This is a genomic window from Nitrococcus sp. (assembly GCF_059432795.1).
On the sequence record NZ_JBXWZQ010000075.1, the window covers coordinates 1 to 11243 of the forward strand.

Here is an 11243-nt window from a genome sequence, read left to right on the forward strand (position 1 = left end):
CTGTGCGATATCCTGCGGCAGGCGCTCTGCCAGAAGCGCGAGCTGATTGGCCAGAGGTTTGCCCAAAAACCAGAGACTCAGGCCGATCACCGTCGTTATGGCCAGAATCGCGATCGCGACCGCCCAAGGCCGGGCAATCGGAACCGCGCGGCGGACTGGCCGCGCCAAACCATCGAGGAAAACAGCAAGCATCCCGCCGGCAAACAGCACGAGCCACATGCCGCCCCCCTGCCGCAGGAAAAAAGCCATCGCCAGCCCCACTCGACCAATGGCGACGGCGATTAGCGCCTGTCGAGGAAAGCCCGACCCGCTTCGTGTCGCCCCATCCTCGTTCATGCCCGTGCTGGCTCATGCTGGAAACTGCGCTCGCGGCGAGCGCTCGAACGGCGCCTAATGCGACAGAGCACCACCATGCGAACGATCTCCCTGCGAGGGTGTTTCACTTAGCCACAGGTGGTGTGGGCCGTAGCAGAATCTCGTTGACGTCGACGTGGCGTGGCTGGGAGGTAGCGTAAAGCACCGCATGAGCCACATCGGCCGGCTTCAGCGCGTGCTGGGGCGGCTCCTCGAACAAGGGGGTATCCACCATGCCCGGCTCGATGAGCGTCACGCGCACGCCGCTGCCGCGCAGCTCCTCGCGCACGCCGTAACCAATGGCGCTCACCGCCCATTTGGTGGCGCTATACATCGAACCCGGGATGGTAACCCGGCCGGCCGCGGATCCGGTAAGCAACAAATGACCGCGACTCGCCTTCAGCGCTTCCAGGGTGTAGCGCACGGTGAGCCCCACGGCATACACGTTGGTGAGAATCATATCCCGCCACACCGCGGGGTCCGCCGCACTGAAACCGCCCGGCCCGCCGCGAATGCCGGCGTTGGCGAACACCACGTCGATCCGTTCGAATCGCGCCAGAACCTTGGCCACCATCGCCTGCTGCTGCACATCGCTGGTAACATCGCAAGCCACGGCAAAGGCATGCGCCTGCCCGCCGAGCTCATGCGCCAGAGCCGTCAGCTTGTCGTGTGAACGTGCAACCAAGGCCACCCGATACCCGGCCTGTACCGCCGCTCGCGCAGTCTCGGCACCGATACCGCTAGAGGCACCCGTGACAAGAAAAACCGGCTTACTCACTTCCACCTCCTGGGATGCTCGGCTGTTGTCACTAACCGCTCGAGGCGGTTTTCTCTCAGATGTGATTCCAAAGGCTCAACCCGGCGGGCTGCCAGCTAAGATAGAGCTGCTTTTCCATATAAGGTACGGGATGGCGCCGAAAGTGATGCAGCAGTAGCGTGACCGGCACGATGAGCGGCACCCGTTCCTGTCGGTAATCATGGATGAGAGCCACCAGTTCCGCCTTGTCGTGGCTGTCCAGGTGCCGCTTGAGATAGCCCATGGCATGGAATAGCACATCGGTGTGGCGACGGCGGGTCGCTCGGTAGCTCAGGGCATGCATGAAGCACGCACCGTATTCCGCTGCCAACGGACCGATCGGCCGGCTTCCCGCTTCGGCGACGAGACGCCCCAATGCCCTGGCACGCTGCACACCGTGCGCCATCAGTATAAGCTTGTGCCGGGTATGGAACTCAACGAGCGCCTCGGGTGTGACGCCCTCCGTCACCAAGTCCTGCCAGCGTCGATAAGCGTAGAGCCGCTCGATAAAATTCTCGCGCAGCACCGGATCATTGAGCCGACCTTCTTCCTCGACCGGCAGCAGGGGATTTCCCCGCATGATCTCGGCCGCATAGATACCTCGCCCGCTTCCCTGCAGCGCTCCACCGGGCGCGTACACGCGCACCCGCTCCATGCCGCAGCTTGGGGATTTGCTCTTGAAGATATAACCGCTGATATCGCCGAGTTCTCCGACCATCCGGCGACCGTATTCAGCGAGTCGCTCGGTCGCATCCAGTGAAGCGTCCCGGACACCAAGTGCCCTCGGACGCTCAGGCGCTCCGACCAAACGGATCGGCTCTCGCGGCACGCCCAGACCGATGGCGACTTCCGGACAGACGGCCACGAGCTCGAAATACCGGGCCAGGCGATCCGTCACGAAGCGGTCCCGCTTATGCCCCGCATTGAAACGAACCGGCTCGCCGAGCAGGCAAGCGCTGACACCGACACGAATCCGCCGCTTCGCGCCTTGCTCACCCGCCTCGTTCGTCGGCCGGGCGGGCGGTGTGTCAGAATTGGCGGAATGACCCGCTCCCGGTATTCTTCTGCTCCTCACTGGTAGCGACCCTTTCCTGCAGGCGTTTATGAATGAGAGACTACGACCCATGCTCGACCGATTTATATCGGTGTATCGGCTGGAAATCATCGGCCGGACCGTATACGTCAAATATGGCAATCCGCCGCAGGGATTCGTCTCCGCCGTATCGGATGTCGCCCGCTTGCATAACATAGAGAGCGGATTGATCGAATGTCTCGGCCGCGGACGAGGGGCGCGACTGCGATTCTCGGGGGGCTTTCCCGAACGCGGCCGGCAAGCGATTCGTAACGTCTGGACACCGCCCACCACGCCGCCTCCGAGCGGCGGACGCCGGGCGCGGGGTTGACGCGCCTGCGGCGTTGTCAGCGCCGCCGATATCCCGTTCGCCGCCGCTAATCCGAAATCCGGATCGAGCGCGCGCGGCACGCCTCCGCCTGTCACGGCGCACGCTTTTCCTCGCCGCCCAACGCCTCTCCTACCGTATCGGCCACATGCGCGCCTCGCTTGCCCATTGGACGGGATCTACCTCTGGTCGTATCCACTGTGGTCTGATGTTCCATCGCGGCGTTGAGCTCCGCTCCGAGAAGAATCACAAACGCGGTCAGATAAAACCATAGCAGGAGAATGATAATGGCTCCGACCGAACCGTAAGTGTTGTCGTATTTGCCGAAATTTCCCACATAAAACGAGAACAGTACAGAGGTGATCACCCATAGCACGGTGGCCGCTATCGATCCCGGGCTTACCCAGTTCCACTGCGGCTCGGTGCGACTGGGACCATAGCGGAATAACGCGGCCAGCCAGGCCACGAAACAGCCGGCCAAGAGCAACCAGGGAAGAAACGACAGCAACGTTGACAAGCTGGCTGGAAGATTAATAAATTTGAGCAGAATCGGCAGCGCCACTATCAGAATCAAAGCCAAAACAGCCAAAACGATCATACTGAAAGTGATCAACAAAGCAATTTTATTAAATTGTAGCAAACCTCTTTTTTCTTTCTCGTTATAAACAATATTCAATGCGGCCATGAACGCTTTAGTTCCTTTGTTAGCGCTCCAAAGCGCAAAGAATATGCCGATGACGACACCCACGCTCATTGTCGAAACCGCGCGTGCGGTAATTCTCTGCAACTGCTGACTCAGTAAGGTCTGCGCCTCTTCCGGCAGTATCCCGCCATAGTTCGCAAATTGCTGCTGCACGTCCGACGGGTTGGCAATCAAGCCATACAGCGAAACAATTGCTACCAACGCTGGGAATATTGACAGAAAGGCATAAAATGCGACACCCGCGGCGATAATCGAAACATTGTGGTCGGTAATATCCGCTTTCAGGCGCAGCATGATATCCCACCAGCCGCGCGCCGGGATGTTCCAGGGGCGTCTAGCCTGTCTTCCTCTGTCCACAGATGTTCGTTCTTCCTGTACCACTTTATAACTCCTCGTTGGGAGACGAACGAACGCTTCCCGGCAGCTGTCGCGTCGTCCCACCGCTGCTAGGCCGGCGCTCGTCCCTTTCCGGCCAGCCGCACACTTCAACCCTCAACCCCCGTTTGATGCGGCATCTCAGTAACTATTGAGTTCATCAAAATCATGGCAAGTTCCATCAAGAAGCCGGCTGCCCACGCGTTTCATCGTAGTCGCAGCGCGGGCGGCACGCCTTGAAAAAAGCTCGGGAAGAACCAACGTCAGTATTCGAACAGCTCTAGGAGAGGAGTAAGGCGAGCCGTGGATATCATCATCAATCCAGGTGAGGGCATTGAGCTCAGTGAGGCGCTCGAGGGATTCCTGCGGCGCAAACTGAACAAGGTGGAGCGGCGATTCGGCAGCCGTCTGACACGGATCGAAGTTTACTTAAAGGATCTGAACGGTCCAAAAGGCGGAACCGACAAGGTGTGCACCCTGGAGGCACGCTTGGCCGGCCTTCAACCACTGGCGGTCGAAGATCAGGCGGGGGATATCTACGACGCGATTCAGGGCGCCGCAGACAAGCTCGACAAGAAACTCGACCATCAACTGGGCCGGTTATCCGATACGCGCTGAGAGCACGGCAACGCCCACGCAGGTACTGACGGCGCGGGGCCAGGCCGGGACGGTTTTTGCCCGAAATAGCGCCTGCCGCCAGGCGACAACGGCCCCTTCCAGTCACGCTTACTCATAGGACAGGATGGATCGACGGATCGATGCCGAGTCTGCTCGCCTATATTGCTGCCGCGTTTGCCGAAATCGCCGGATGTTTCGCTTTCTGGACTTGGCTGCGACTTGGTAAAAGCGCGCTTTGGACCGTGCCTGGAATCGCTTGCCTAGCGATTTTCGCATTTTTGCTGACACGCATCGATGCCGACTTCGCGGGCCGCGCCTACGCGGCCTATGGCGGGGTCTACATCGCAAGCTCACTGTTCTGGTTGTGGCTGGCGGAGGGGCGGATTCCCGACCGCTGGGACCTGTTGGGCGGCACGTTCGCTTTGTTGGGAACGCTCATTATTCTGTTCGGCCCCAGAAGCGCCGCGGCATAGCTCAAGCGACTGGCGCCCCGAAGCGCAGCTGAGCCGACCACGCTAGTCGCGCCTTCACACGTTGCGGGTCTCATTCTAGCAAGCGCCATACAAACGCCCACGCCGCACCCCCGGCGGCTTGCGAGTCGCCGCCGGCAACGGGCGCGACTCACGAATAGCGATTGCCAACAGGATGTCATGCAAGGCCCTTCTCCATGAAAAATTGCTTGAACGACAATCCCTTGTACGCCCTATTCTGTTCATTCACGAGGCGGAAACCGCGCCGGATGAAAAACGGCCGAGCGGTTATGGAAACATCGGCGAACAGACGCTGAATGTTGCTGTCAGCGGCGTGTTGCTCGATATGCGCCAGCAAAGCCGTGCCGATGCCTCGCCCCTGCCACAGATGGTGGACATAGAAACAGTCGATGTGCCCCGTGCGCTCGAATTCCGCGAATCCGATTATCTCTCCTTGTTCTTCGGCCACGAACACTCGATAATTTCTGAATCGGACTGTCCAAAATGAATCGTCACAAATTTCGGGGGCCCAGACTTGGATTTGCTCCGAACGATAATCACGTGCATTGATCAATCGCACTGTTTCATAGTAAAGGCGCGAAATCGCGGCGACATCGGAGTCGGTCTGGTCCCGCACATTCATTTCGTGCAGTGCCGTGGTCGCTGTCGTTCGGCCATCAGGTGTTTTTCTTCATTATATGGGATGGTATGCCGTCGATGCTGTATTGGTTTTTTTCCTCCCAATACTTCCTTATTCCCCCTCCTTCACTTCCATCTTTTCTTGTCGCCCACTCCTCTAACATCTCCCTTTCACCGGCGAAGTGGTAATAGGGAACTCCGATTCCGCATGATGTCATAGCCATGTCCACCGATAGATCGAATATTTGCCGAGATCCCGGAAATGGCTCGAACAAACCCAAAAGACTGTCCCACTCTGGGTCATTGTGATGGATGACCTTCGCCGTTCCATACACGCGTAGAATCATCGGCTTGCCATCAAAAGCGCAAAACATCAAGGTCATCCGCGGATTCTCTTGCACATGGGCTGCCGTCTCATTACCGCTGCCGGTGACGTTCAACCAAACCACGCGATTCTTGTTCACAATCCGCAAAGTGTCCAGGCCTTTCGGCGAAATATTAACCTGTCCACTCGATGCGGCGGTGCCGACGAAAAATACTTTCTGCTCGGAAATGAATTTCTCCAAACGATCCGTTAATTCCTGATACTTCACTACCATCTGCGTATTCTCATCCTGTGCTGATTCCCTGCGACATTGGGATACAGAGATTGTTTATCCCTGAGATATTAATGAGCATTGATCCAGATTATTGTGGCGCATCGAATCGCGTGGAGGCCAGCGCTTGCTACAGGCGACAATTATGTCAGACGCAAGTATACGGTCGAATGCCGGCCGTCGAATCACGCTGCGTCTCGCTCCATGCGCCGGATCGACGCGGCGCGGGGCAACGACCGGGGACCCCGCAGAACTTGGCACCGGCACCGGGATTGGGCGACACTGCAATGGCGCTCCATGGCCGCGACCCGGGGCGCAGGATGGATTCGCCCCGGTAATCGGGGCGGAGTGCCGGCATCGCCCGGTTCGCCCGTTGACCAGGAGGTTAGTGCCCGATGAAGCTCGGTTTCCCTCAATTCCTCTTTGCCTTGACGCTAACGCCGCTCGTCGCCTATGCCGCAGCGCCTGATCTTTCCGACATGATGTCGCCGGGGTTGTGGGAAATGACCGTGAATATACAAATGAAGGGCATGCCAATGAGCATGCCGGCCCAGACCATGCGACGGTGTGTTACGAAAGTGGCCCTGGAGGAAAACCAAGGCATTCCGAAACCGCAGACTCAAGGCAATGTGACCTGCAAAACCACCCACATGGAGCGCTCCGGCAATACCGTGAATTGGAGCACGGCTTGTACCGGGCAGGGGGACATGGAAATGGACGGCACAGTCGCCTTCGATTCGCCGGAGGCCTATCATTCAACCGTCCACATGACCGGCACCATGCAGGGCCGCCACATTCAGATGACGCAGACCATGCAGGGCAGACGCCTCGGCGAGTGCCACGAATGAGTGTCTACTCTGCATTGCGGCCTGCGCGACGCCCTCACGCGCACGCCACGGCCGCGCCACAGGGGATATGCGCCGCCGGTCTTTGCGCAAAACCGCGCGAACGCGCCGCTGCTGCCCGGAAACGTGAGCGGCAGCGACTCGTTAAGGGAACACGCCCGGCGCCCATCGCACGAGGGGCCGGTGCCGGGCAGCCGCGGCTAGGAGGCGCGATGCGCAGCGGCGAATCGCGCGAACGCCTCCTGCTTTTGTGCTAGCTGCTCATCGACTTCCCCGGGCTGCTCACGATTGCGTTTGATCAGTGCGGCGACTTTTTCACTGCCACGCAGCACCTCCGTCTCACCGCTTTCAAGTGCCGCGACCAGGGCGTCGGCGAGCGCTTCCGGGGACTCATACTCCAACCCCTCATCCGCTCCGAGCTCAGCACCCTCCGGCATTGAAGTCGCCATAGCGCTCGAATACGCCGTGACGACCCGAACTCCGTCCCCCGCGAGCTCACGCCGCAAGGCCTCGCTGAAGCAGGCGATACCAGCCTTGGCGGCCGCGTACGGGGCATAGAACGGCAAGCCGACAAGCCCCATTACGGAGGAGACGTTGACGATGGCCGCCTCCTCGCTCGCCTTGAGCGAGGGTAGAGCCGCCCGCGTGTAATAGATGGGCGAGAGCAGATTGGCGTCGAGCTGCGCACGAAGCTGTTCGGCCTCGATCTCCTCCAGCCGCCCGCCCTGCACGACGCTCACATTGTTCACCAGGATGTCGAGCGTGCCGAATCGCTCCAGCACCATGCGGATGACCCGGTCGCGCCAGGAATCGGGCACGTCGCTGGGAATCAATTGCACTTCCGGCGTCTCATCCGGCCGCTCTTCGCGGCTTACATCCTCCACTGCCTGAGCCGTGTCGCGCAGGCGCTGTTCGTACCGATCGCTCAGTGTCAGCCGCGCTCCCTTGCGCGCGAACGCCACGGCGATCGCACGGCCGATGCCGTTGCCGGCACCCGTGATGAAGGCCGACTTTCCTGCGATGTGCATCGCTGTTCCTCCCTCGTACTCGAAATGCCAGGCCAGTGCCCGAGCCATGACCGCCCAAACGGCGAGCGGCTGCGAAGCGCGGCAAGCGCGACAGACCTCATCGCCTACCCACATGGCTCACTATGCCACAACTGCGCGGAGCCCGGACTCCGCCACAGGGAGACGAACGCTACCATAACGTGGTTCACTACAGCGTTTGCCATGATGCCACCCAAACCGATGTTGATTCGAGTGTGCGCTCGACATATCCCCGGTGTGGATCCCGTCAGCTGCCAGTGAGATGAGCGCGAATTCGATGGCCACGAGTACCGACACAAAAGAAAAAATTGCTACGTTGGACAATGTTCGATGGGAGGAGCACCGCGAGGGCGATCGCAGTTGCCCGAGGTGTTCGACGGGGTTTCCGCAACCGTGCAGCTGTGGCGGGATGATTCACGCCACGATCGCGCGCATCCCCGGTAACGGCTTCATTCAGCTCACTCGCTGCGAGCGCTGTCGGCAACCGCGGGGATAGGCTCGGTTGTCTGCCGCAATCGACACTGATCCAGTCGAGATGACTGCAGGCGCCATGTCTGTCACGCGGTTCAGCACATTGAACGGACACGCCTTGGTCATTCGGTCAGCAAAGGCGGCGAGCGCATGAAGGCAAACATCGACGCGCTGGATCGCCCGACAATCGTCGCCATCGCCCGCGGCAAGGCCAGCATCGCCCTGCCGTTGCCGCCACGCACCGTCGCGCGCATCGAGCAAGCGCGCCGGCGCCTTGCCGTGCTCGCGGCTGGCGAGACGCCAGTCTACGGGGTAACCACGGGTCTCGGGGCATTGGCCACGACCGCAATCGCGCCAGCGCAGCGCCGCGAGGTGCAGCACGCGCTGCTGCGCAGCCATGCGGCCGGCGTGGGCCGAACCATCGAGCCGGAAACGGTGCGCGCCATGATGGCGATCCGGGCGAAGACCTTGGCCATGGGCTACTCCGGCGTGCGTTTGCAGCTCGTAGAGGCGCTCATCCGAATGCTCAATGCCGGTGTGCTGCCCGCCGTCCCGGAACACGGCTCGCTGGGAGCGAGCGGCGACCTCGCGCCGCTCGCACACATCGGGTTGTGCCTCTGCGGGGAAGGATGGGCCATGGTCGGCGAGGAGCGTGTCGCCGCCGCCGCCGTACTGAAGGCCAACGGCCTCGCCGCTGTCGAACTGGACGTCAAAGAAGGACTGTCACTGGTCAACGGCACCGATGGCATGCTGGCAATGCTCATCCTCGGCCTCGAGCGCCTCGGTCGGCTGCTCGATACGGCTGATCTCACGGCGGCGATGAGCATCGAAGCGGGATTCGGCACCGACCGGGTATTTCAGGACGCGCTGCACCGCCTGCGTCCGCACCCCGGGCAGCAGGCGGTGGCGGCGCGACTGCGCCGGCTCCTGCACGGCAGCGCGATACTCGCGCACCACCGCAAATCGGGGCACTTGGTGCAGGACGCCTATTCGTTTCGCTGCACGCCGCAAGTGCACGGCGCGGCCCGGGATACGGCCGAGTACGCGGCACGGGTGGCGGAGCGCGAGCTGCAAGCGGTAACCGACAATCCGGTGGTGCTCGCGGACGGCCGCGTCGAGAGCAGCGGCAACTTCCACGGCGAGCCGTTGGCCTTCGCGCTGGATTTCCTCGCCATCGCCGCCGCGGAACTCGGCGCGATCGCCGAGCGGCGGATCGACCGCCTGCTGGACCGGCACCGCTCCGAGGGCTTGCCGGCTTTCCTTACCCCCGAGCCCGGAACCAACTCGGGGTTGATGATCGCGCACTATACCGGTGCCGCGCTGGCCGAGGAAAACCGCCGCCTCGCCAGCCCGGCCAGTGTCGGCTCGCTACCCACCTCGGCCATGCACGAGGACCACAACTCCATGGGCTGGAGCGCGGGGCGCAAGCTGTTTCGCATTCTCGACAATATCACCGCGCTGCTGGCGATCGAAGCGCTCTGCGCGGCGCAGGCGCTTGACCTCAGAGCGCCGTTGGCACCCGCCCCCGCCACGGCGAGCGCGCGCGAACGGCTGCGCCGGGAGGTGCCCTTTCGCACCCGCGACGCCTTCGCCGCGCAGGATATCGAGGCGCTCATCCATTTGATCGATCAGGGAGCCTTGATCGAGGCCACGCGGGCGCATCTCGGCTAGGCAGGAGATATGCGAGAATCTCGCGGCAACGGCACCGGCAAACACCGACCGGCACCGGCAGATCCAGGAAGGCATCGCGGACATGGCAACAGGATCCAAGAAAGTCATTATCGCCGCCCTCATCGGCAACAGCTTGATCGCGGTGACGAAATTCGCCGCCGGCGCTGTCACCGGCAGCTCGGCCATGCTCTCCGAGGGTATTCATTCGGTCGTGGACACCGGCAATCAGGGACTGCTGCTGCTCGGCCTCGCCCGTTCGAAGAGACCGGCCAATGCCCAACACCCGTTCGGCCACGGCAAGGAAGTGTATTTTTGGTCCTTCGTCGTGGCGATTCTGCTCTTCGCCCTCGGCGCCGGCATCTCCATTTACGAGGGGGTGGACCACATCCTGGCGCCGCAGCCGATCGTCAACCCCATGGTCAACTACGTCGTGCTCGGCCTTGCCATGATCTTCGAGGCAGGGGCCTGGTACGTGGCCTTCCGCGAATTCAAGCGTGCGAAGGGCAACCTCGGCTATTTCGAGGCCGTGCACAAGGGCAAGGATCCCACGCTGTTCGTGGTGCTCTTCGAGGATTCCGCCGCCACGCTCGGGCTGCTGGTGGCTTTCGCGGGCATTTTCATCGGCCAGCTGACGGGCAACCTCTATTTCGATGGGGCGGCCTCCATCGTCATTGGTTTGATCCTGGGCGGTACGGCGGCGTGGCTTGCTTACGAGACCAAGGGCTTGCTGATCGGCGAGAGCGCGGGAGCCGATACGGTGAAGGGCATCCGGGAGATCGCGCGCGCCACCGCGGGTGTCGTCCGGGTGAACGAGGTGTTGACCATGCACATGGGGCCGGAGTACATACTGGTCAATATCAGCGCCACCTTCTCGGATGACATCACGTCGACGGAGATCGAGGACAATATCGCCGCCATGGATAAGAAAATAAAAAGCGCTTATCCGTTCATCCGACGCATTTTCATCGAGGCCGAAGACCGACATCGGCGCGCAACCGCATAGCCTAGGGCACTGCATACGTATCAGCGTTCACCGTCATCGGCCGCTCGCAGTCCACATCGTGATCCGGACATGTCGACAGTTGATCTCATCACCGAACACCGCCTCGCCGAGGCCATCGAGCGCGGCGAGCTATCGGCCCTCCCCGGCTCGGGCAAGCCGCTCGCGCTCGACGACGATGCGCTGATTCCCCAGGAGTTGCGCCTCGCCTATCGCGTGCTGAAGAACGCCGGATTCGTGCCGCCCCAAGTCGAGCGGC

General features: G+C 61.4%; 14 protein-coding genes. 8 read left to right on the plus strand and 6 right to left on the minus strand.

Annotated features, from left to right (window positions below):
* A partial coding sequence (locus AC52Q4_RS05915; RefSeq protein ID WP_495535879.1) for a hypothetical protein occupies positions 1-285 on the plus strand: 285 nt, incomplete at its 5' end.
* Between the two features lie 154 nt (positions 286-439).
* Here the strand turns inward: AC52Q4_RS05915 and AC52Q4_RS05920 are convergent.
* Together AC52Q4_RS05920 and AC52Q4_RS05925 are read right to left on the minus strand one after the other, a co-directional pair.
* On the minus strand, positions 440-1132 hold the full coding sequence (locus AC52Q4_RS05920; RefSeq protein WP_495535880.1) for an SDR family oxidoreductase: 693 nt from the start codon (positions 1130-1132) through the stop codon (positions 440-442).
* A gap of 55 nt (positions 1133-1187) precedes the next feature.
* Positions 1188-2225, minus strand: a complete 1038-nt coding sequence (locus tag AC52Q4_RS05925) for a YbgA family protein (protein WP_495535881.1) — start codon at positions 2223-2225, stop codon at positions 1188-1190.
* 49 nt (positions 2226-2274) lie between these two features.
* Between AC52Q4_RS05925 and AC52Q4_RS05930 the strand changes: the two genes are divergently transcribed.
* On the plus strand, positions 2275-2553 hold the full coding sequence (locus AC52Q4_RS05930) for a DUF3634 family protein (RefSeq protein ID WP_495535882.1): 279 nt from the start codon (positions 2275-2277) through the stop codon (positions 2551-2553).
* 91 nt (positions 2554-2644) lie between these two features.
* On the opposite strand, the gene AC52Q4_RS05935 is transcribed toward AC52Q4_RS05930, so the two are convergent.
* Positions 2645-3634 carry a YihY/virulence factor BrkB family protein gene (locus tag AC52Q4_RS05935; RefSeq protein WP_495535883.1) on the minus strand — a complete coding sequence of 330 codons (990 nt, stop codon included), beginning with the start codon at positions 3632-3634 and terminating at the stop codon, positions 2645-2647.
* A gap of 297 nt (positions 3635-3931) precedes the next feature.
* Between AC52Q4_RS05935 and AC52Q4_RS05940 the strand changes: the two genes are divergently transcribed.
* Both AC52Q4_RS05940 and AC52Q4_RS05945 read left to right on the plus strand, forming a co-directional pair.
* Entirely contained in the window at positions 3932-4246 is a 315-nt protein-coding gene (locus AC52Q4_RS05940) for an HPF/RaiA family ribosome-associated protein (protein WP_495535884.1), read from the plus strand.
* Between the two features lie 140 nt (positions 4247-4386).
* Entirely contained in the window at positions 4387-4719 is a 333-nt protein-coding gene (locus tag AC52Q4_RS05945) for a YnfA family protein (RefSeq protein WP_495535885.1), read from the plus strand.
* A 175-nt stretch (positions 4720-4894) separates the two neighbouring features.
* On the opposite strand, the gene AC52Q4_RS05950 is transcribed toward AC52Q4_RS05945, so the two are convergent.
* Both AC52Q4_RS05950 and AC52Q4_RS05955 read right to left on the minus strand, forming a co-directional pair.
* On the minus strand, positions 4895-5359 hold the full coding sequence (locus AC52Q4_RS05950) for a GNAT family N-acetyltransferase (protein WP_495535886.1): 465 nt from the start codon (positions 5357-5359) through the stop codon (positions 4895-4897).
* Positions 5360-5393: 34 nt separating this feature from the next.
* A complete protein-coding gene (locus AC52Q4_RS05955; protein WP_495535887.1) occupies positions 5394-5954 on the minus strand; it encodes a pyridoxamine 5'-phosphate oxidase family protein in 561 nt (186 codons plus the stop codon).
* Positions 5955-6346: 392 nt separating this feature from the next.
* On the opposite strand from AC52Q4_RS05955, the gene AC52Q4_RS05960 reads away from it, so the two are divergent.
* On the plus strand, positions 6347-6799 hold the full coding sequence (locus AC52Q4_RS05960) for a DUF3617 domain-containing protein (protein WP_495535888.1): 453 nt from the start codon (positions 6347-6349) through the stop codon (positions 6797-6799).
* Between the two features lie 197 nt (positions 6800-6996).
* On the opposite strand, the gene AC52Q4_RS05965 is transcribed toward AC52Q4_RS05960, so the two are convergent.
* On the minus strand, positions 6997-7824 hold the full coding sequence (locus tag AC52Q4_RS05965; protein WP_495535889.1) for an SDR family NAD(P)-dependent oxidoreductase: 828 nt from the start codon (positions 7822-7824) through the stop codon (positions 6997-6999).
* Between the two features lie 639 nt (positions 7825-8463).
* Between AC52Q4_RS05965 and hutH the strand changes: the two genes are divergently transcribed.
* The 3 genes from hutH to AC52Q4_RS05980 form a co-directional block, all read left to right on the plus strand.
* Complete coding sequence (gene hutH, locus AC52Q4_RS05970) at positions 8464-9984, plus strand: histidine ammonia-lyase (RefSeq protein ID WP_495535890.1); 1521 nt, start codon at positions 8464-8466, stop codon at positions 9982-9984.
* Positions 9985-10066: 82 nt separating this feature from the next.
* A complete protein-coding gene (locus AC52Q4_RS05975) occupies positions 10067-10987 on the plus strand; it encodes a cation diffusion facilitator family transporter (RefSeq protein WP_495535891.1) in 921 nt (306 codons plus the stop codon).
* A 69-nt stretch (positions 10988-11056) separates the two neighbouring features.
* Positions 11057-11243: DnaJ family domain-containing protein (locus AC52Q4_RS05980; RefSeq protein WP_495535892.1), on the plus strand; the 187-nt coding region annotated here is incomplete at its 3' end.

Coding starts and splice junctions, on each gene's coding strand:
- AC52Q4_RS05930 (WP_495535882.1), top strand. CDS start 2,275: ATGCTCGACCGATTTATATCGGTGTATCGGCTGGAAATCATCGGCCGG.
- AC52Q4_RS05945 (WP_495535885.1), top strand. CDS start 4,387: ATGCCGAGTCTGCTCGCCTATATTGCTGCCGCGTTTGCCGAAATCGCC.
- AC52Q4_RS05950 (WP_495535886.1), bottom strand. CDS start 5,359: ATGAATGTGCGGGACCAGACCGACTCCGATGTCGCCGCGATTTCGCGC.
- AC52Q4_RS05955 (WP_495535887.1), bottom strand. CDS start 5,954: ATGGTAGTGAAGTATCAGGAATTAACGGATCGTTTGGAGAAATTCATT.
- AC52Q4_RS05960 (WP_495535888.1), top strand. CDS start 6,347: ATGAAGCTCGGTTTCCCTCAATTCCTCTTTGCCTTGACGCTAACGCCG.
- AC52Q4_RS05965 (WP_495535889.1), bottom strand. CDS start 7,824: ATGCACATCGCAGGAAAGTCGGCCTTCATCACGGGTGCCGGCAACGGC.
- hutH (WP_495535890.1), top strand. CDS start 8,464: ATGAAGGCAAACATCGACGCGCTGGATCGCCCGACAATCGTCGCCATC.
- AC52Q4_RS05975 (WP_495535891.1), top strand. CDS start 10,067: ATGGCAACAGGATCCAAGAAAGTCATTATCGCCGCCCTCATCGGCAAC.